The sequence below is a fragment of the Alteromonas sp. 4NH20-0056 genome, assembly GCF_057539655.1.
Genome location: NZ_BAAJLS010000002.1, coordinates 424,681 through 445,520 on the forward strand (window position 1 = coordinate 424,681; position 20,840 = coordinate 445,520).

At 44.8% G+C, this 20,840-nt stretch carries 15 protein-coding genes; 11 read left to right on the forward strand and 4 right to left on the reverse strand.

Annotation, left to right across the window (positions count from 1 at the left end; all coding sequences use genetic code 11):
• Positions 1-78 precede the first annotated feature (78 nt).
• From AC27EZ_RS05410 to AC27EZ_RS05430, 5 genes are all read left to right on the forward strand, one after another.
• Positions 79-663 carry a DUF7010 family protein gene (locus AC27EZ_RS05410; protein WP_487134344.1) on the forward strand — a complete coding sequence of 195 codons (585 nt, stop codon included), beginning with the start codon at positions 79-81 and terminating at the stop codon, positions 661-663.
• A gap of 10 nt (positions 664-673) precedes the next feature.
• Positions 674-1,003, forward strand: coding sequence for a DMT family transporter (locus AC27EZ_RS05415; protein ID WP_487134345.1), 330 nt, complete (start codon positions 674-676; stop codon positions 1,001-1,003).
• A gap of 15 nt (positions 1,004-1,018) precedes the next feature.
• A complete protein-coding gene (locus AC27EZ_RS05420) occupies positions 1,019-2,119 on the forward strand; it encodes a sensor histidine kinase (RefSeq protein WP_487134346.1) in 1,101 nt (366 codons plus the stop codon).
• Between the two features lie 12 nt (positions 2,120-2,131).
• Positions 2,132-2,743, forward strand: coding sequence for a response regulator transcription factor (locus AC27EZ_RS05425; RefSeq protein WP_487134347.1), 612 nt, complete (start codon positions 2,132-2,134; stop codon positions 2,741-2,743).
• Between the two features lie 94 nt (positions 2,744-2,837).
• Complete coding sequence (locus tag AC27EZ_RS05430) at positions 2,838-4,700, forward strand: PAS domain-containing protein (RefSeq protein ID WP_487134348.1); 1,863 nt, start codon at positions 2,838-2,840, stop codon at positions 4,698-4,700.
• Between the two features lie 86 nt (positions 4,701-4,786).
• Here the strand turns inward: AC27EZ_RS05430 and AC27EZ_RS05435 are convergent, their stop codons facing one another.
• Positions 4,787-7,051, reverse strand: a complete 2,265-nt coding sequence (locus tag AC27EZ_RS05435; protein ID WP_487134349.1) for a TonB-dependent receptor — start codon at positions 7,049-7,051, stop codon at positions 4,787-4,789.
• Positions 7,052-7,549: 498 nt separating this feature from the next.
• Here AC27EZ_RS05435 and AC27EZ_RS05440 point away from each other — a divergent pair, with 498 nt between their 5' ends.
• The 6 genes from AC27EZ_RS05440 (at position 7,550) to AC27EZ_RS05465 (ending at position 15,686) form a co-directional block, all read left to right on the forward strand.
• On the forward strand, positions 7,550-8,212 hold the full coding sequence (locus AC27EZ_RS05440; protein WP_487134350.1) for a GntR family transcriptional regulator: 663 nt from the start codon (positions 7,550-7,552) through the stop codon (positions 8,210-8,212).
• A gap of 59 nt (positions 8,213-8,271) precedes the next feature.
• Positions 8,272-9,147 carry a methylisocitrate lyase gene (prpB, locus tag AC27EZ_RS05445; protein WP_487134351.1) on the forward strand — a complete coding sequence of 292 codons (876 nt, stop codon included), beginning with the start codon at positions 8,272-8,274 and terminating at the stop codon, positions 9,145-9,147.
• Between the two features lie 156 nt (positions 9,148-9,303).
• Positions 9,304-10,428 (forward strand): bifunctional 2-methylcitrate synthase/citrate synthase, encoded by a 1,125-nt coding sequence (gene prpC / locus AC27EZ_RS05450; RefSeq protein ID WP_487134352.1) that lies wholly within the window; start codon positions 9,304-9,306, stop codon positions 10,426-10,428.
• A gap of 11 nt (positions 10,429-10,439) precedes the next feature.
• Entirely contained in the window at positions 10,440-13,031 is a 2,592-nt protein-coding gene (gene acnD, locus AC27EZ_RS05455; protein WP_487134353.1) for a Fe/S-dependent 2-methylisocitrate dehydratase AcnD, read from the forward strand.
• A 132-nt stretch (positions 13,032-13,163) separates the two neighbouring features.
• Positions 13,164-14,345 carry a 2-methylaconitate cis-trans isomerase PrpF gene (gene prpF, locus AC27EZ_RS05460; RefSeq protein WP_487134354.1) on the forward strand — a complete coding sequence of 394 codons (1,182 nt, stop codon included), beginning with the start codon at positions 13,164-13,166 and terminating at the stop codon, positions 14,343-14,345.
• A gap of 99 nt (positions 14,346-14,444) precedes the next feature.
• A complete protein-coding gene (locus AC27EZ_RS05465; RefSeq protein WP_487134355.1) occupies positions 14,445-15,686 on the forward strand; it encodes a response regulator in 1,242 nt (413 codons plus the stop codon).
• A 32-nt stretch (positions 15,687-15,718) separates the two neighbouring features.
• Here the strand turns inward: AC27EZ_RS05465 and AC27EZ_RS05470 are convergent, their stop codons facing one another.
• The 3 genes from AC27EZ_RS05470 to arcB all read right to left on the reverse strand — a co-directional run bounded on the left by AC27EZ_RS05470 (position 15,719) and on the right by arcB (position 20,318).
• Positions 15,719-17,296, reverse strand: a complete 1,578-nt coding sequence (locus AC27EZ_RS05470; protein WP_487134356.1) for a PH domain-containing protein — start codon at positions 17,294-17,296, stop codon at positions 15,719-15,721.
• A gap of 5 nt (positions 17,297-17,301) precedes the next feature.
• Positions 17,302-17,859: a PH domain-containing protein gene (locus AC27EZ_RS05475; RefSeq protein ID WP_487134357.1), complete on the reverse strand. Its 558-nt coding sequence runs from the start codon at positions 17,857-17,859 to the stop codon at positions 17,302-17,304.
• A gap of 104 nt (positions 17,860-17,963) precedes the next feature.
• Positions 17,964-20,318, reverse strand: a complete 2,355-nt coding sequence (arcB, locus tag AC27EZ_RS05480) for an aerobic respiration two-component sensor histidine kinase ArcB (RefSeq protein ID WP_487134358.1) — start codon at positions 20,316-20,318, stop codon at positions 17,964-17,966.
• Positions 20,319-20,840 lie beyond the last annotated feature (522 nt).

Genomic DNA, 20,840 nt, shown 5'->3' on the forward strand with positions numbered 1-20,840 from the left:
ATTGATTACCTTTGTGAATTACGCCCCGCGATGATGTTAGACATAATGATTTTGTTTTCAACGCCAAAGGACAAAATCATGGCCCCGTCATTAACACTTGAACAAGAACGCATTATCTTTAAACAACATAGATTTGTCGCTATGCCACTAGCAGGGACAATCGTATGGGCCACACTAGGCTTAATGGCCCCTTTCGTGAGCGACTACATCATTACATGGGCACTTTATATTGGTACAGGAGCGATTTTTTACTTAGGCGCCGGCCTTTCTTACGTCACCGGAGAGCGTTTCTTTTCTAAACAGCGTCAACATACCAGCTTTGATACACTTTTCTATGTTGGTATGGTGATGAGTCTACTCGTATTTGCTATAGCGCTTCCTGTAGCCGCTATTGACCATACTACATTGCCGCTAAGCCTTGGAATTTTAGCCGGGTTGATGTGGATGCCGCTTTCTTGGGCTATCGAACACTGGGTTGGTTATTTTCATACAACAGCTCGTACATTGGGCATTGTCACTGTGTGGTATCTCTTTCCCGAGGCTCGTGTAGAGGCTATCTCTGCCGTTATTGTTGTCGTCTACCTCATTTCTTTGGTGGCATTAGAGTCGCGGTACCAGAACATCTCAATGACAAGCTCTCTTTCCATATCACCACAACATTAAGGACAACGACATGACCTATTTACTACTTGCTTTCGCTATTGCAACAGAAGTTACAGCCACCTTATTACTTAAAGCATCAAACGGTTGGGAAAAATGGGAATACGGTTCTGCGTCTATCTTTTTCTATACGATATCGGGCATTATATTTGCCGCCGTGCTTAAAAATATGGGAATTGGCGTAGCCTATGCGATTTGGTCTGGAATGGGCATCGCGCTTATCACAGCCGCATCGGTTGTTTTTTGGAAACAATCTTTCGACATGTATGCCATAGTCGGTATTATGCTTATTGTGTCAGGTACGATTCTTATTACCAGTAAATCGGCCGTTGTATTTCAATAAGGACGAAATGCGCTAATGCAAAGCTCTCCTACCCTACCTCGACTTGCTGAGGGCCGTAAGAAAAAATGGTCTTATGGCTCACTGTTTTTTTCGCTGTTTTACTTTGTCCCGTTATTTTTCACGCAGGCCCCTGAAACCGCCACCATCATACTCATGGTTGGCGGGTATTTAACCTTCGTTGTGGTCTACCTTGTCACACTTCATCAAAGCATGAAAACACTACCATTTTACCTTTTTAGCCTCTTAGTACTTGGCTATGTGATAAGTATATTCAATCCCGGTGGCGCAATCATTTTTGGTTTTTTAGCGTTCATTATTGGGTACTACTATTCAATAAAATATGGGGCAGTCTTTATTGGCCTAGTCGTATCTACACTTATAGCCATTCAGGTATTAGGAGCAAAAGAGCAAGGCTTTTTTATCCTTGCATCTGCACTAAATAGTATCGTGTTGTTCATCTACGGAGTAATGGAACGCAAAGAAACCATTCATCAAATGAAACGCGATGAGCAAGCGGCCGCTATCGAGACGCTTACCGCGATTGCTGAACGAGAACGCATTGGCCGCGACCTGCATGATATTGCTGGCCATGCTTTAAGCAGTATATCTATTAAGGCACAACTTGCTGACAAGCTTCTGGAAAGACAGCGCTATTCGCAAGCGCAGCAAGAAGTAAAAGAATTAGCGGCGTTGTCCTCACAGTTGCTCAGTGAAATACGTGAGGCTATCTCAGGAATAAAACAGCGCCCTCTTGAACAAGAGCTTATTAGCCTAACGAAAAAGCTAAGTGATGATGGCAAGAGAGTGACGTCAACCATAGACGCAAGCGTAATTGCTGTCCTGGACCCTACGCAAGAAACGCAGCTTGCTCTAATAGCAAGAGAAGCAGTGACCAACATATTGAGACATAGCAACGCAACCCACGTCACAGTCTCACTCAGCCAACATGATAATACGGCTACTTTAGTCCTACTTGATAATGGGAATACCACCGAGCCCGTTGAAGGAAATGGGTTAGCCGGTATAAAAGAACGCGCTACCCTAATTGGCGCAGAGATAACCTTTAGCTGGGCTGAGCGCACGGGCTTGACACTTAACCTTCCTCTACACGGATAATGCGATAGTGCTATGAAACTAATTAACATACTTATTGTAGAAGATCAGTCACTGATAAGGGACGCTATCGCGTCGCTACTTGCCTTGGAAGACGATATTGAGATTGTCGGGAAATGTAGTAATGGTGAAGAGGCGCTCACTTACTTAGCCTCACATGATGCACCCGATATTGTATTAAGCGATATTGAAATGCCGCAAATGTCAGGGCTGGTGTTAGCGGCAGCAATGAAAGAACAGCGCTGCCGCTGCAAGCTTATATTTATGACTACATTCGCGAAAACCGGGTATGTAAAACGAGCGTTAACACTAGGCGCAAAAGGCTTTGTACTCAAAGAGGCAGACAGTGATTACTTGCTTAATGCTATTTATAAAGTACACGCAGGTGAGCGAATAATTGCCCCTGAATTAGCCTTAATGGCGCTTGATGATAACAACCCGCTGACAGACAAAGAATGTGCCGCGTTAAAGCTTGCGAGCGATGGGGTGAAAACACACGACATTGCTACCGCTTTATTTCTATCTGAAGGTACTGTGCGTAACTATCTGTCAGAGGCAATTTCAAAGCTTGATGCGACCAACCGTGTCGATGCTGCTCGTATCGCCATACAAAAAGGGTGGCTATAGTCAGCAGTGATCGATACAGCAAGCAAAAAATTCATAGATGGCTAGATAACTGTGATTATTGAGCTACAGTTAAAAAAAAAGCGTATTTTTAGCCATGCAAGACTTCAGAATACTTGAAAAATTATCTCACCTATTTGCAATAAAATGGGCCGATAAATACTGCTCATTCATCGAATACACTTCAAAAAATACGCTCAAATTTATTGAGCTCACTGCAGATTTACGCTTGGAACAATCTGATTTCAATCTATTCATTAAACAACCGTCTGATATTGAGGTTAGACGCACAGCAATTCAAACATTGGAGAACACTCACAAAGCAAGGCTCACTTACCCCGTACGCGGGATTAATGGGACCACCTACTTACTGGAAGAGATAGTTCACGACGAGAATGGCGACTATGTATCGGTGTTTACTGAAATAACAGCACTTGCTAAGCAACGTGATGAATTTTCCCAAGTGAGTAATCGTCTTTCGTTAGTATTAGAAGGCACACGCTTGGGTATGTGGGATTGGAACCCTCAGACGAACGATGTTGTGTTTGACGAACGGTGGGCAAACATGCTCGGCGTGACATTAACAGACCTGACACAAACGCTTTCCGATTGGCAAAATAGAGTTCATCCGGACGACATCGATGAATGCTTTAAAGATATTCAGGCACATATTGATGGTCATGTTGATTTTTATGAAAATACGCATCGAATGATGCATGCTGATGGTACCTGGCGTTATATATTAGACAGAGGTAAAGTAGTGCAGCGTGATAGCGACGGCAACCCTACTCGCTTTACTGGTACGCATACCGATGTCACCGCGCTAAAACATGCAGAAGCGCAAGCGCTACACGCGTTGTCAGTGAGGAATACGTTTTTCGCACGCATGTCTCACGAAATACGTACGCCACTTCATGGAATTTTAGGTACCGCTGACCATCTTTCGAGAAAACGCCTTCCTGATGACATAGCCCATCATATCGACAATATTAATAAAAGTGGCGAGTTATTGAAGTCACTGATTGATGACATCCTCGACATTTCAAAGCTTGAGGAAGATGCCTTGTACGTTGTACGGGATGAGTTAGACGTTATCCCCATCCTTAAAAATACCTTTTTACTGTTTGAAGACAAGGCACTCTCCAAAAACCTCGTTTACACATTTCATAATGTCACCGAACAACATTCAGTCTTAATCAACATAGATAAGATTAGACTTAATCAGATACTGTCGAACTTACTATCGAATGCCTTGAAATTCACGGATAAGGGACATGTTACGCTTGCCGCTAAAATTGAAAATGAACAGTTGTTGGTCTCAGTTTCAGATTCTGGCATTGGTATACAAGATACTCACTCTATATTTAACCCTTATGTTCAAGAAGGCACTGCAGAGTCTAAAACTCAAGGAGCCGGATTAGGATTAGCCATTGTAAAAGCATTGTGTGAAAAATTAGACATTGCACTTTCAGTTACCTCTCAAGTTGGTACCGGTACAGCATTCAGTCTAGTATTGGGGGAGGTAATACGAGAACAACGTAAGTTCAAGGAAGACAATAAACATGTTGATAGCATTGCCCCGGAGGTTCGAAAATGTAAGGCCCTTGTAGTAGACGATAATGAAATAAATACGATTGTCGCTAAAACACTTCTAGAAGAACACGTTTCATATGTAGACGTTACTACAAGCGGAAGGCAAGCCATTAAAGAAGTACAAGCTAACCACTATGATATTATTTTCATGGACGTAAATATGCCTGAAATGGATGGCGTAGAAACGGCAAAGAAAATAGAAGCACTAGCATTGCCTCATTCACCTATCATAATCGCACAAACAGCAGATGCGATTAGTGACGTATTGCAAAAATTCGTATCAACACGCGTTAAGCATGTTATTACAAAACCCTTTTGTAAAGAAAAGCTTGTTGCCCTTTTGTCAAAAATAACGCTGCCCGAATAGATTGCTTTCACCCAAGAAAATATTTCAAGTGATAAAAAAGCCGGTCAGCTGACCGGCATTTCATTCTACTTTCGCAACAGACTTACTTAGAATTCTGTTGAGAACCTCACACCAAATTCGCTCGCATCATTGCTAAGAATTTGAAGGATATAGTCACCTGTATTCAATCGTGCGTTGTCATAGCGCTCATCAAATATATTGCGACCATACAAGGCAACTGTATAAGCGTCGTTTGCAGGTGTGTAGGCGATGTCAAAGTTAACTAACTCGCGGCTATCTAACTCAGTCATACGCTCAGGCGCCGCCGTTGGCTCACCGTACATTTCAGAGCGATAAGAGTAGTCAGCACGTACACGAATTGAATCGCCGCCATCTAACTCAAACGTATATTGTGGACCAATAGCAAACGTCAAATCTGGCGTTAGTGGTGCAACGGGATTAAAGCCGTCTTGCTCTTCTACGTCTACGTCCATGTAACCAATACTGGTCATCATGCTGAAGTTGCCGTAGTTAAGTGTCGTATCAAGCTCAATACCACGCGACGTTTGCTCAACAACAAGGTTTGCCGTATCGAAACCACCTTCGCTAACGCGGCTTACCTGATAAGGCAAGTCTTCAAACTCGGTGTTAAAGACTGCTACGCTCACGTCAATGTAATCATTAACACGACCTTTAATACCCACTTCATAGTTGGTTGCGGTAATGTTGTCAGATGCAGTGAAACAGTTATTTGCTCGCACCGCCGCCTGTGCAGCAGGAATATCACCAAAACCACCCGCACCAAAGAATTGGCCAATTAGGCAATAAGGACGTGCAGGGTATTGGCCCGACTGGTAACCAGACTGAATAGTCGCATACCCTGTCATACCGTTTTCAAACGTATAATTGGTGGCTAGTTCCCATGTAAGCTCGTCCCAATCATTTGCGTCGAAAATAGTACCCAATGCAGAGAATACATTTGCTGATGCGTCTTTCTCATCTTCGGTGTAACGCAGGCCACCCGACACGGTTAGCGCATCATTAATATCGTGGCGAACGTTAACATACGCCGCTTTCGATGTGGTTTCTTGGTCTAATTCAAGTAAATTAGGACCACCATCAAAGTTTGAATCGTCACCCTGACGGTTGCTCCCTTCTTCGTTGAAGTAATAAAGGCCCGCAACAAAGTCAGTATATTCGTTGATGTAGCCGTTCAGTTGTAATTCTACTGAAGTTTGATCTGCTTCACCGCGCTCAGGGAATTGGTCGAGTGAGAACACCGTGCCATCATCGTCAAGGCCCGCTTTATATTCAGAGCTACGTTGACTGGCGACAATTTTAGCCGTGTAATCTTCATTCACATCCCATTCGGCAGTTAATGAAAGTCCACGAGCTTCGTTCGATACGCTAGTTACCGCTTCTGTGCCGGTCGCATTATCGTATCTATCAAATCCTTCTGGTGTCACGTCACTATTGCGTAACTCAACACCTAGACCGTTTCCGCCGCCAAAATAACGTGCAGAACCGACTTCATCAATAAGCACAGTGTAAGGGCGAAGACCACCGTCACCGTTGTTTGCATCGGCAGTTAATACCATACGGAAGTCGTTTGATGGCTCCCACTTAACGGAAATACGACCTGAGATATCTTCCGTTTCACCCACATCGTACTCAGCGTTAGGTACATTAATAAATTCGCCTAACCCATCGCGCTTATTGAACGCTAGGTTCATATTGAACGCTAGCGTGTCTGACAATCCGTGGTTTACGAAAAGGTCAGCCTTAACACGACCGCGTGTACCAAACTCAGTATTGATCTTGGTAACGTCGCCTTGATCAGGTTCCTTGGTGATAATGTTAATTGCACCACCGATTGAGTTACGTCCGTAAAGCGTGCCTTGTGGACCACGAAGCACTTCAATACGCTTAATGTTATTTAAGCTCCAGTTTTGGCCAACCTGACGCCCTAAATAAACCCCATCAACGTAAACACTTACACCTGGATCGGTAGTAATAAGGTGATCTTGAAGTCCAATACCACGAATGAATGGGTTAACAGAAGACGTATGACCAGCCGAGAACCCCGTAACGTTAAGGTTTGGTACGAATTTACCCACGTCAGTTAAGTCAGTAATACCTTGCTCTGCTAGTTTATCGCCGTCAAAAGCACTGAGTGCGATTGGTACTTCATAGATGACCTGTGGGCGTTTCGTAGCGGTAACCGTAATTGCTTCGAACTTTTGTTCTTGTTCTGCTGCTGACTCATCAGCTTCTTGTGCAAATGCGATAGACGGAACAGATAATGCCACTGCAAGAGCGACAGGCGAAAGTTTACTGGCAAGTGTCTTAGACACATCAGTATTGGATATCATGGTAAACCCCTTTGCGTGAGTGTTGGGTATGTTAGGTGCTATGGTGCTTCAAAACTCTCTATGGAGCTTTTTACTAAAGCGAAAATCAAGGAAAAAGGGTCGTAACGTGAGCTGTCACAATGCCAGAGCGCGAAAAAGAATAATTCACTCAGAGTCATGGCACTTCATGTTCCAGCCTTCGTTCATCGCCACTTGAATTTAGGCCTGAAGACTGGAACGATATGATACCGACGTTTAAAGCAAATGCACAGTAAAATTAGCCCGTTATGGAAAAAAGTTGACTAAGTGGTTATATATTAATCATTACGCTCACTATTACAACGTAAGGGGACGATACGAGACGTTCGTTTCACCTCGATGTGTTTTAGTCGACACGCTACTTTCATCTTATCAAATCAACCACCCACCCAAAATGTCGACAATATAAGCCACTTTTATTTACAAAATGCAATTTAAAGCCTATATTGTCGACACAAATAAAGAATAAAGATAATACTCGTGCCGTTATCAAACGAAAATGCAGTAACCAATGCTGACCGTACGTTCTTCCAATTAAGGAAGGATATTGTCGAGGGAGTCATCGCCGCAGGTAGCAAACTCAGTGAAACCGAGTTGTCGACAAAGTATGAAGTCAGCCGGGCGGTTATTCGGGAAGCCATCAACCGTTTGGCTACCTGTCACTTGGTAGAACGAAAAGCGAATGTCGGCGCACGTGTAGTCGCGTTATCGACACAAGGTTTAATTCAACTTTACCAAGTGCGAGAGGCGCTAGAGGGTATGGCCGCACGCCTTGCAGCGAGAAATATGACCGATGAAGAAATCGCGGCCATGCAGCAATTACTCGACAGTCACTTTAACAAAGTGAAAGGCGAGGAGAATTACTACCAAGAAGCGGGAGATGTCGACTTTCATTATCGCATTGTCACAGGCAGTAAAAACAATCACCTCATCAGTGTACTTATTGATGGGCTATACCATCTAGTTCGCATGTATCGTGTGCAATTAGGTATGGCGGGCCCACGGGTAAGCACCGCGTTTGAGGAACATCGCCACATCGTAAATGCCATTTCAAACAGAGACGAAGAGCTAGCAGAGATGCTAATGCGCCGTCACATTCTTTATTCAAAAAATAATATCGAGAAGAAGCTTAATCATGAATAACATCAAAGCCGCTTCTTTTTATCCCATTTACCCTACTTTCAAATAAGCGAGTGATTATCATGAGTGCAGGAAAGAAATTCAGAACCGCATTAGAGAACAATAAGCCTCTACAAATTGTCGGCACTATTAATGCCTATACTGCCATGATGGCGAAGGCCATCGGCCACCACGCGATTTATCTATCCGGTGGCGGTGTCGCGAACGCCTCTTATGGCCTACCCGATTTAGGTATGACCTCACTGAATGATGTGCTTGCAGACGTTCAGCGCATCACCAGTGCATGCGACCTTCCGCTTATGGTAGATATCGATACAGGATGGGGCGGTGCATTTAACATTGCTAAGACTATTCGTGATATGGAAAAAGCGGGAGCCGCGGCAGTGCATATGGAAGACCAGGTTGCGCAAAAACGCTGTGGTCATCGCCCTAACAAAGAAATTGTAAGTACTGGTGAAATGGTAGACCGCATTAAAGCAGCCGTAGATGCCAGAACCGACCCAGACTTTTTCATTATGGCGCGCACTGACGCTTTTGCTCAAGAAGGCCTAGAAAGCGCCATTGAACGCGCTAAAGCCTATGTTGCTGCAGGGGCTGACGGTATCTTCGCTGAAGCAGTACAAACCGAAGCACACTACCGCGCATTTGCAGAAGCGTTGGATGTGCCGATCCTTGCCAACATCACAGAGTTTGGTAAAACCGAGCTATGGAACAAAGAAGAGCTTGGCGAATGGGGAGCCGACATGGTGCTTTACCCATTAAGTGCGTTCCGTGCCATGAATAAAGCGGCAGAGATGGTGTACAAATCTATACTTGAAAACGGCGATCAAAAAGCGGTTGTCGACACCATGCAAACCCGTATGGACCTATATGACTACCTTGGCTATCACGACTACGAGCAAAAGCTAGATGCTCTCTTTGCAGAAGGTAAAAACTAACACGAATACGAAACAGCAAAAAGCGAATGAGGGACGAGGCATCATTGAGGCCTAGCGTTACAACGCCCCTTATCGACTGCTGAGTTCAATATAATTTTTATTTCTCAAATTTTTAATAAATTGCCCTACAAATTTTACAAGACCGGAGACAACAAGATGGCTAAACAGTTAAGTGGCGCGGGTTTACGCGGCCAAGTTGCAGGTAAAACAGCATTATCAACCGTAGGTAAATCAGGTTCTGGTTTAACGTATCGTGGCTATGACGTAAAAGACTTAGCGCAACACTGTCAATTTGAAGAAGTAGCGTACCTTATTCTTAAAGGCAAGCTACCCAATAAGTCTGAGCTAGACGCTTATAAAACGAAACTTCAAAGTATGCGTGGACTACCTACGGCACTTAAAGAAGTACTCGAGCGCATTCCAAAAAATGCTCATCCAATGGACGTACTTCGCACCGGTTGTTCAATGCTTGGCAACCTTGAAATGGAAGAAAGCTTCGAACAACAGCAAGATGCAACCGACCGCATGTTAGCGTGCTTCCCAAGCATCATTTGTTATTGGTACCGATTTACACACGACGGTGTTCGTATTGACGTAGAAACCGATGACGATTCAATCGGTGGCCACTTCCTACACATGCTTCACGGCGAAAAGCCTCGTGAGCTACACGAACAGGTTATGCATGTTTCGTTAATTCTATATGCAGAGCATGAATTTAACGCGTCAACGTTCACCGCACGAGTTTGTGCATCAACACTTTCCGACATGCACTCGTGCGTAACAGGCGCGATAGGCTCACTTCGCGGCCCACTTCACGGCGGTGCAAATGAAGCGGCGATGGAAATGATTGAAGGGTTTACGTCTGCTGATGACGCTGAAGAAAAAATGATGGGTATGCTTGAGCGTAAAGAGAAGATTATGGGCTTTGGTCATGCTATTTATGCTGACTCTGACCCGCGTAATGAAATCATAAAACAGTGGTCAGAAAAGCTGGCTACAGACGTTGGCGATGAAGTGCTTTACCCTGTTTCAGTTCGCTGTGAAGAAGTGATGTGGCGCGAGAAGAAGCTTTTCTGTAATGCTGATTTCTTCCACGCCTCTGCCTACAACTTCATGGGAATTCCTACGCCGTTGTTTACACCAATTTTCGTGATGTCTCGCTTAACGGGCTGGGCTGCACACGTTATGGAGCAACGCGCTGATAATCGCATCATTCGTCCGTCAGCCGAGTATACGGGTGAAGACATTCGTCCAGTTCCACCTATTAGTGAGCGCGCATAGAGGCTATAGCAATGAATATTGATTACCGTAAGCCGCTCCCTAACGCGGGTATCGACTTTTTCGATACTCGCGAAGCGGTGAATAATATCGAGCCAGGGGCTTATGACAAGCTGCCGTATGTATCTCGCGTATTTGCTGAGAACTTGGTACGAAAGTGTTCTCCTGACGCGTTAACAGAATCACTAAAACAGCTTATTTATCGTAAACGCGACCTCGATTTCCCTTGGTTTCCAGCCCGAGTGGTATGCCACGATATACTTGGGCAAACTGCGCTGGTCGATCTAGCTGGTCTACGAGACGCGATTGCTGCAAAAGGTGGCGATCCATCTAAAGTCAATCCGGTGGTCCCTACTCAGCTTATCGTTGATCACTCTCTTGCCGTTGAGCATGCAGGGTTTGAAGAAGACGCATTTGAGAAAAACCGTGCCATTGAAGATAGACGTAACGACGACCGTTTTCACTTCATCAACTGGACGAAAACCGCCTTTAAAAATGTTGATGTTATTCCTCCAGGCAATGGCATCATGCATCAAATTAACCTAGAGCGTATGTCACCGGTTGTACAAGCCCGTGACGGTGTCGCCTTTCCTGACACGCTCGTAGGAACAGATAGCCATACGCCGCATGTTGATGCTTTAGGGGTTATTGCTATTGGTGTTGGTGGGCTTGAAGCAGAAAGCGTAATGTTAGGTAGAGCATCGTACATGCGCCTTCCTGATATCGTTGGCGTTGAGCTTACGGGCAAACCTCAACCTGGGATAACTGCAACCGATATCGTGTTAGCACTCACTGAATTTTTACGTAAAGAGCGTGTGGTCTCTACCTATCTTGAGTTTTATGGTGAAGGCGCATCTCACCTTACGTTAGGCGACAGAGCAACTATTTCGAACATGACACCAGAATATGGTGCGACAGCGGCCATGTTCTATATCGATCAGCAAACCATCGATTACCTGCGTTTAACGGGCCGTGAAGAAAAACAAATTGCGTTAGTTGAACAGTATGCAAAGCACACTGGACTATGGGCCGATGATCTTAAAACCGCAGAGTATGAACGTGTATTGACCTTTGACCTTTCGTCAGTAGGCCGAAATATGGCAGGACCGTCAAATCCACATGCTCGCTTATCTACAAGCGATTTAGCAAGCCGTGGGATTGCTGGCAAGTGGGAAGAGGAAGAAGGTAAAATGCCGGACGGCGCGGTGATTATTGCCGCTATCACAAGCTGTACCAATACCTCAAATCCACGAAATGTTATTGCAGCCGGATTACTTGCCAGAAATGCTAATGCACGCGGTTTAACGCGTAAACCCTGGGTGAAGAGTTCATTAGCCCCCGGTTCTAAAGCCGTTAAGTTATACCTTGAAGAGGCAAACTTAATGACCGAACTCGAAGATCTCGGTTTCGGCGTGGTCGCGTTTGCATGTACCACCTGTAATGGCATGAGTGGGGCACTAGACCCTAAAATACAGCAAGAAATTATTGACCGAGATCTCTACGCAACCGCAGTGTTATCGGGTAATAGAAACTTCGATGGTCGTATACACCCTTATGCAAAACAGGCATTCTTAGCTTCACCACCGCTGGTTGTTGCTTACGCCATCGCTGGCACTATTCGCTTTGATATTGAAAAAGATGTACTTGGCATCGACAACGACGGTAAGCCGGTAACGCTTAAAGATATCTGGCCATCAGATGAAGAAATCGATGCCATCGTTGCGAGCAGCGTGAAGCCCGAGCATTTCCGCAAAGTGTATGAGCCGATGTTCGACTTAAGCGTAAACTACGGTAAAGATATTAACCCGCTTTACCAATGGCGAGAGCAAACCACCTATATTCGTCGCCCTCCCTATTGGGAAGGTGCAATGGATGCCGAACGCACTATGACCGGCATGCGCCCGTTAGCCATATTGGGTGACAATATCACGACTGACCATTTATCACCGTCAAACGCCATTATGGCTGATAGTGCGGCTGGTGAGTATTTGGCGAAAATGGGCTTACCTGAAGAAGACTTTAATTCTTATGCAACTCACCGTGGCGACCACTTAACCGCGCAGCGTGCAACGCTTGCGAATCCAAAAGTGTTCAACGAAATGGTGATGGAGAATGGTGAGGTAAAACAAGGCTCGCTTGCTCGCTTAGAACCTGAAGGTAAAGTAACGCGCATGTGGGAAGCGATTGAAACCTACATGACACGTCGACAACCGCTTATCATTGTTGCCGGTGCTGACTACGGCCAAGGGTCTTCTCGGGACTGGGCGGCAAAAGGGGTACGCCTAGCAGGTGTAGAAGTTATTGTCGCGGAAGGATTTGAGCGTATTCACCGAACCAACCTGATAGGCATGGGGGTATTACCGCTTGAATTTAAACCTGGTACTACGCGCAAAACCTTAAGCCTTGATGGCACGGAAACGTATGACGTGAAGGGCGAACCTTCTCCTGGTGCTACGCTTACATTGGTAGTAAACCGTACCAATGGCGAAAGCGTAGAGGTCCCCGTGACCTGCCGATTAGATACCGCTGAAGAAGTGTCTATCTATAGTGCTGGCGGTGTGCTTCAACGCTTTGCTAAGGACTTCTTAGAGTCTGAAGCTCAGTAATACAATAGCATTTCAGAAACACGTCACCATGAACCTAACGGGCCATTTTATTATGGTCAGTTAGGTTCCGTATTCTGAACATTACGTGTTATCGCCTCATCGATAAGCAATAGCAAAAAAACAGGAAACATCATGACAGTACATGCACCGCAAATTCGTGTTCCCGCCACCTACATGCGAGGCGGTACCAGCAAAGGGGTGTTTTTTAAGTTAACTGACTTGCCGCCATCGGCACAAGTGCCAGGGCCTGACAGAGATGCACTACTTCTTCGTGTCATTGGCAGCCCAGACCCATACGGCAAGCAAACCGACGGCATGGGCGGCGCAACGTCAAGTACAAGTAAAACCGTTATCATCAGTAAAAGTGAGCGTGCAGGCTATGACGTTGACTACTTATTCGGTCAAGTGGCCATTGATAAACCCTTTGTAGATTGGAGCGGAAACTGCGGAAACCTTACCGCCGCCGTCGGCGCGTTTGCGATTAACAACAACCTAGTCGATGCTGACCGCATTCCAGAAAATGGCATTGCTACGGTGACTATTTGGCAAGCGAATATTAACAAAGCGATTATCGCAAAAGTTCCTATCACCAACGGTGAAGTACAAGAAACAGGTGACTTCGAGCTTGACGGCGTCACGTTTCCTGCTGCCGAAGTGGAAGTCGCTTTTGTGGACCCCGCTGACGGTGAAGGCGCCATTTTCCCAACGGGAAAACTTAATGAAACGTTAGATGTTCCTGGGATCGGGGCGCTTCAGGCGACCATGATAAATGCGGGCATTCCTACTATATTTGTTAATGCCCATGACATCGGATACACCGGAACCGAACTGCAAGACGACATCAACAACGACGTTGAAGCATTAGAAAAATTTGAAACCATTAGGGCGTACGGCGCAGTAAAAATGGGGCTCATTAGTGACATTAGTGAAGCAGCTGTGCGTCAGCACACGCCCAAAGTAGCCATGGTTGCAGCAGCAAAATCCTATACATCATCAAGTGGTAAGGCTGTAAATGCTGACGATATAGACGTTCTGGTAAGGGCAATGTCCATGGGTAAGCTACACCACGCTATGATGGGTACTGCCGCCGTCGCCATTGCAGCAGCAGCTGCTATACCCGGTACGTTGGTGAATAGCGCCGCGGGTGGCGTTGAGCGAGAAGCGGTCACATTTGGTCACCCATCAGGTACGTTGCGCGTAGGCGCGAAAGCATTATGCAATGGCGGACAATGGCAAATTGAGCAGGCAATCATGAGTCGCAGTGCCAGAATCTTGATGGAAGGATGGGTAAGAGTTCCGCCAACCGACAAGTAAACGCGAACCGTATTATACATCAGTCTACATTGACGCGAGAAAGGAGGCAGACCGCCTCTTTTTTCGTTATGCTTCGATTCACTGTAAGAACAGGTGCTCATGATGTATAAAGTATTGGTAGTAGAAGACAGCTTAACGGTTCGAAAAATCGTTAATAAACTTATTGAAGATAACCCTCACTTCACCTGTGTTTTATGTGAAAGCCTCGCAGAAGCAAAAGAAGCGCTCGAAAAAGATCAGGACTTCCTTGCTGCTATTGTCGATTTGAATTTGCCCGATGCCCCCAATGGTGAAAGTGTTGAACTGAGCCTCTCTTACCACGTTCCGACCGTTGTATTAACGGGTAATTTTGATGAGTTCACCCGCGCACAACTCCTCGATCAAGGTGTATTAGATTACATCACCAAAGAGTCTCGTTATTCTTACATCCAAGTTTCTAAGCTTATTGATAGGCTTAGAAAGAATGTAGACACCAAGGTTTTAGTCGTTGAAGATTCAAAAACAAGCCGAAGCTATATTTGCTCGCTGCTTAAAAAGTTTCGATTTCAAGTGTTAGAGTCTGGAGATGGACTCGAAGCACTCAAAGCGTTAGAGCAACACAAAGACATCAAAATGGTGATCTCCGACCATCGAATGCCCAATATGGACGGCTACGAACTAGTAAAAGCAATTCGTCGTGAGCGACGCTTGCAAGACTTAATCTTTATTGGCTTATCCGCAACAGGTGACAGCGTTCTAACCTCTAAATTTATAAAAAGCGGCGCCAATGACTTTTTATCTAAACCTTTTTATCACGAGGAGTTTTACTGCCGCATCATGCAAAACCTTGAGTCTCAGGAAATGATTCAAACCATTAGAGACTCCGCGAATTTAGATGCGCTTACCAAGGTTTATAATCGTCGTTATTTATACGAATATGGCGAGGAGATTTTCTCTTTAGGCCATCCTAAAGCCCACGTTACCGCGTCTATGATAGACATGGATAACTTTAAAAATGTGAACGATACGCTAGGCCACAAAACGGGCGATGTTTTGCTTCAGGAGTTTGCTGCACTACTAAGTGAGCATTTTCCTGACGATCTCATCGTGCGTTATGGCGGCGAGGAATTTTCAGTGGTGTCTATCAGGCCGCCTAAAACTTATTTAGCTGCGCTTTCAGGCTTTATGGATGCGGTACGAACCACCAAATTCACCCAACATAAATTTAATATGACGTGCAGTATTGGCGTATGCGCAGAAAAGCATACCTGTCTTGAAACACAGCTAGAAGTTGCTGATGCGCGTCTATACCACGCCAAGCACGCGGGAAAAAATCAAATCATTACACGTGATGAAGCATAAAGGTAAGGCGCTTCGTTGCGCTTTTGCTTAGGCTACATCCAAGAGCGCTGTGTCGACTCTACATTGTGCACTACCCTATCGGCTAACGAGAACACATAGCCTTCGGGTAGAAAAGGCACGGTTACACTGCCGGAGGCCAGTACAAACTTAATACTGGCCAGTTTTCTACGCTTCATAAAGATACTTTGCTTTATAACCAATTGTTGAATTTTATAGGGCTCAAAACACAGATAATCCACGCCTACTCGCCCGCGACGTACATAGATGTGCTTTTGGTCTGTCGCAATACCCCAGCGCCACCACCTTAGCCCGATAACCACCAGAAGTAATAAACATACGCTTATGCTCATCACAACGATATCAAGATGTGCGGTAACGATACCTACAGTAAATAAAACACCAAAAGGCACAGCTAAGCCAACAATACTCCAATGTAAGATAAAGCGCTTACTAATAGACAGGTAATCATGGCGTTGATACGAGCTGTTAGGCATTACCTCTTGGGCAAGCGCCAGCGCTTCGGCTTCAGTAACCGACGGGACAATAAGCTTATTGGGCGACATAAGCTCTTGGCCGTGTTGTTGCGTAGACACATTTTGTTCAAAATACAGGTTTACCCGTTTGAGCACTTTGTCTAACCAGTCTTGTTTTGCCGTAATCATTTGTATGCGAGAGGCGCGCATACTCACTTCCTGTTTATTTAGCAGCCCACTGCGGCGAATATATCTGTCATCTTGTTTTGAAAGGGTGTAGCCGTAAAAAGTAAATAGCGCCCCACCCACGCTCACCAACGCAATGGCCGCCATAAGCATCATTACAATAACCAAGGCATATAAACCAAACTGCCACCACGCGATAGTTTGTTCGCCAACAAGTTGATTAAGTTGAAGCCCCTTTGAGGCGAGCCACCCGGATATGCGTGAAAATACATCATCGTAAAAAGGCGCAGCAGCACCTAATAAAATCCATACGCGATTATTCGTAATACCGTGAATAACGAGGTCAGTGATTGACCGCCGGTTTAGCACAACTTCATCACTGTATTGCGGTACTGCCACCTCGGCTTCACTTTCTTCTGGGTGTGGGTCCGAATTTTGGGCATTAAACGCCAGTACTTGTTTTTTCAGCGCCTGCGCATAGTCGTGTGGTACCGCCACAATATTGGCTTCTTCTGATGCACTGCCAGCCGTATCTAACACTACCAAGGCATAACCAAACGGGCGATAATAAAAAGGATGCTCTATTTTGACATTTTGAATACGCCAAAAAGGGAGGTTGGTGAAACGACGAGAAAAAACGCCATGATGTATTTCAATATGTTCATTATGAACGCGAAACGTATACATAAAGAAGCTAATAACACCGCTAATGGTGGTACTCAGCATTAATACCGCGATACCGATGTATGTACTGTTTGAATGGATATTATCCGTCACGTTGGCGGTGACGGCTAGCGCAGGCACAATGTATATCAAGCCTTGAGCTAAGTTTTTAAGGTTGCTAAAGGTAAAATATAAAATAGCGATTACTGATAAACGCTGCCATTGGCCGCCCGTATCTATTGATTCGGAGCCTGCTATTTTGTTATTTGTGATGTTTTCATTATCCACTGCCGTTACTTCGCACTTAACGCTTTGTGATCTAATACAAACTGTCGAAGCTGCTGCGCGCGCTCCACTGGCAGGCCTGGTATTTCAAATGTATGCAATGCGCCGCCTGCTGAAAACACTTGTAACGACGCGAGCCCTGCGAGTCGCGCCAAGGGGCCACGCTTTATTTCCACATGCTGTACGCGAAGAATGGGTTGGCAAGCCAGCGTTTGAAAAATTAATCCAGATTGTAAGTTTAAATCTTGCTCTCGAACACTGTACTTAACACGCACGTCGGCCAGAACATGATAAGTCACCCACCAAGCGCCTAGGGTGATTATTCCGGCAAGTACAAAAGGAAAGGCCACTTGCAAGGGCTCGGGCAAAATGAAGAAGGGTTGCAGGCGCAGCGTGCAGACTATTGTTAAAAGCAATGTAGTAGTACACAACGCCAACGATACATTCACGATACGATAGCGTGGAGAAACATCGGTTAATACGAGTGCTTCCAGCGCAGGTACACCTTCTGAAGTGAGCTGTTCATTTGAAAAGGTCGTTGTGGCAGACGACGGTATCCCTGTCATTATTCTTTACCCCTACTTTATTCACTACAACAACGCGATATCTACACATGAAAAGAGAGCAGCGAAAGCGCTGCCCACCTCTTTGCTAAATGAAATTATATCAGTTAGTCATCAACCTGCTGCTCGTTTAACCAGTTTGTCAGCGCAGACATGTCATAAAGTACGGCCATTTGAAGCTCTTCAACCCAATCATGAACATTCTCCCACCATGTAGGATGATCGCCTTGTTGTATTTGATTTGCTATACGCTGTACTCTCGCCAAGCCAACAGACCCTGCTGCACCTTTAATTTTATGCGCTTGTGAACATACTTCAGATTTCTCATCAGCGCTCAAACTAAGCTGGAGAATCTCCATATATTCGGGCATTTTCTCCTGAAAGACCTTGACGCTAGCGCGCACCATATCGTCACCGATTGTATCCACCAACATCTGCAACAAGTCCATATCTAAAATGTTGCTTAACGTTTTGTTTGGTTCTGGCCGCTCAACTTCACCATCAATTTCCAGTGGCGCCGGTGGCGCATGGAACAAGTCGTTAAAAACCTCAATAACGCGTGACTTTTTAATAGGTTTGGCAATAACGTCATCCATCCCATTTTGCAGATACTCTTCACGTTTTTTGATCACGTTCGCGGTCAGCGCAACAATAGGCGTTTGCATTACCAAGTCTTCTTCGTGCAAGGTATTGGCCACATCAAAGCCCGTCATATCTGGCAACTGAATATCAAGTAAAATAAGGTCATATTGTGTTTCACGCGCCTTGTCTATTGCTTCTTGCCCTGTCATGGCAACATCAACTTTTTGACCAAGCTTCTCAAGCAGCGCTTTTGCCACCATGACGTTAAGCTCTATATCTTCAACAAGCAGAATATTTAACCCAGTAACTTCAAGCTGCGCCACCTGCATCGGTCGGTTTGAAATGCTTACCGGCAATATAATTTCAAAGCGTGTGCCTTTCCCCACTGTACTTGATACGTGTATTTCACCATTCATCAAGTCAACCATTTGCTTGCATATAGCAAGCCCGATACCCGTGCCCGTAGCAGACTGATGGTCGGGATGGTCGACCTGATAATACATCGCAAAGATTTTATCTATTTCACTTTCAGGGATGCCCACGCCAGTATCTTCAATAACAAAGGTGACGAATGCTTTGTCGCCATCAGGCTTCGTTGATGATACAGAAAGGCTCACGTGCCCTTTTTGGGTAAACTTCACAGCGTTGAACAGGATGTTCCACAGAATTTGACGCAAGCGCGTGCCATCAATCTCGACCAAACGAGGAAGCGGATCTTTTATTCGTGTTTTAAACGCTAACTGTTTATCGCCAGCCAACAGGCGAATAATACTGCTTAGTTCTTCCGTAAAATCTTTCAGCGATATGGTTTTTAAACTTAGTTCAAGTTTGTCTCTGTCTAGTTTATCGAGGTCAATGATATCGTTAAAAATATTGCCAAGCGTAATCGCACTAGCATAAATTGTGCTTACCCAATTAAATTGTTCTTCGCTTAATTCAGTATCGCGTAACATGCGACTTAACCCTACGATGCCATTTAGCGGCGTACGTAGTTCGTGACTTATCGTAGCTATAAATCGTGTTTTGTCAGTACTGGCTTTCGCTGCTGCATTCTCAGCCTGTTTACGCTCGGTCATATCACGCCCAAACGAAAGCAAACCAAGGCGATTGCCTTCTTTGTCGAAGAAAGGTACACGTTTCATTTCGAAGTAACGTCGACGTCCGTCAGCAAAGCGAAGCCATAATTCTTCGGTAATACTTGCGTTGGTTTCTAAGACCTCGTGGTCGCTCGCGACTATTTGGCGCGCCAAATCTTCTTCATAAACATCTTGTGGCGTTAACCCTAAAAGCTCTTGCTCGCTTTTCCCAGTCATTAGCTCTGCAATTCGATTACAGCCTGCAAAGCGCCCTTCTTCATTCCGGTAATAAATAAGATCTGGAGAAGCATCAATAATAGAGCGCAATAGCGTTGACAAGCGCCTTGCCTGAGCTTCTTGCAATGACTTATCTTGAATCTCGTTTTCTAAATCCTTAAATAAGGCTTCTCGCTCTTCTTGTGCCTGCTTACGCTGTTCAATCTCGTGATTGAGCTGCCTAATATTCGACTGTAGCTCCCGGTTAAGGAACACATCTTCTTCTCGAAGATGCTCTAACTGACTCACTACATCTTTCAAATTCGTTCTCGAATTCTCTAGCTGCTTTATAAGTTCGCTGAAAAAATACAACACCCAGGGTGCAGAAAGCATGGTAAGCACAACAGCGCTGATAAAGTCGTCAGGTTCAACCTGACTGCCCATACTCACGCGGATGACGTAAGAGCCGCCTAGGGTAAATACCAAGGAAAGAACCACAAAGAGAATACTCAGTTTCAATGTACCGAAACGTTGTACAAACTGAGCGAATCGAATGGCCCAAGAGTCATTTGGAGAATCTGAATGCATAAGCGCTTTTTAATGAGTAGTTTGGCGATATCCTATCAGGAAAAAGAACATTCGGTAACTGTTCGCGAAACGCTAATAACCCAAGCATATCTATTAAGCGCTAATAACGGGGTAAGCAAAAAGCAGATTTAGTCTTTATAAGTCTGTAGAAATGGTAACTTTTCATACCGCTAGCAGCGCTAGCCACGATAAACTGTGACTTTATAAAGCCATGCAGTGAATGAATTTTTATTCAAACATACTCTCTAATTGAGAAGAGTTATCAATTAGCAAATGGATGACTAATCTTGTTCATTATGTCTTTACATTTTTGTTACATTTCAAAATTTAACCAACTATAACAAATTGATATTATTGAATTTTATATCAATTATACTAATTCACTAGATGATGAGCCATTTTATGGTTTGATTTTACTTTTCAATGTGGGTATTTTGTACGGCCCGCAACGCAATAATGCATAAAAATGCGGAATACGACTGGAATCCTCTAATAATAATTAACGACAAGAAAGGCGCTTGT

Coding starts and splice junctions, on each gene's coding strand:
- AC27EZ_RS05410 (WP_487134344.1), top strand. CDS start 79: ATGGCCCCGTCATTAACACTTGAACAAGAACGCATTATCTTTAAACAA.
- AC27EZ_RS05415 (WP_487134345.1), top strand. CDS start 674: ATGACCTATTTACTACTTGCTTTCGCTATTGCAACAGAAGTTACAGCC.
- AC27EZ_RS05420 (WP_487134346.1), top strand. CDS start 1,019: ATGCAAAGCTCTCCTACCCTACCTCGACTTGCTGAGGGCCGTAAGAAA.
- AC27EZ_RS05425 (WP_487134347.1), top strand. CDS start 2,132: ATGAAACTAATTAACATACTTATTGTAGAAGATCAGTCACTGATAAGG.
- AC27EZ_RS05430 (WP_487134348.1), top strand. CDS start 2,838: ATGCAAGACTTCAGAATACTTGAAAAATTATCTCACCTATTTGCAATA.
- AC27EZ_RS05435 (WP_487134349.1), bottom strand. CDS start 7,051: ATGATATCCAATACTGATGTGTCTAAGACACTTGCCAGTAAACTTTCG.
- prpB (WP_487134351.1), top strand. CDS start 8,272: ATGAGTGCAGGAAAGAAATTCAGAACCGCATTAGAGAACAATAAGCCT.
- prpC (WP_487134352.1), top strand. CDS start 9,304: ATGGCTAAACAGTTAAGTGGCGCGGGTTTACGCGGCCAAGTTGCAGGT.
- acnD (WP_487134353.1), top strand. CDS start 10,440: ATGAATATTGATTACCGTAAGCCGCTCCCTAACGCGGGTATCGACTTT.
- prpF (WP_487134354.1), top strand. CDS start 13,164: ATGACAGTACATGCACCGCAAATTCGTGTTCCCGCCACCTACATGCGA.
- AC27EZ_RS05465 (WP_487134355.1), top strand. CDS start 14,445: ATGATGTATAAAGTATTGGTAGTAGAAGACAGCTTAACGGTTCGAAAA.
- AC27EZ_RS05475 (WP_487134357.1), bottom strand. CDS start 17,859: ATGACAGGGATACCGTCGTCTGCCACAACGACCTTTTCAAATGAACAG.
- arcB (WP_487134358.1), bottom strand. CDS start 20,318: ATGCATTCAGATTCTCCAAATGACTCTTGGGCCATTCGATTCGCTCAG.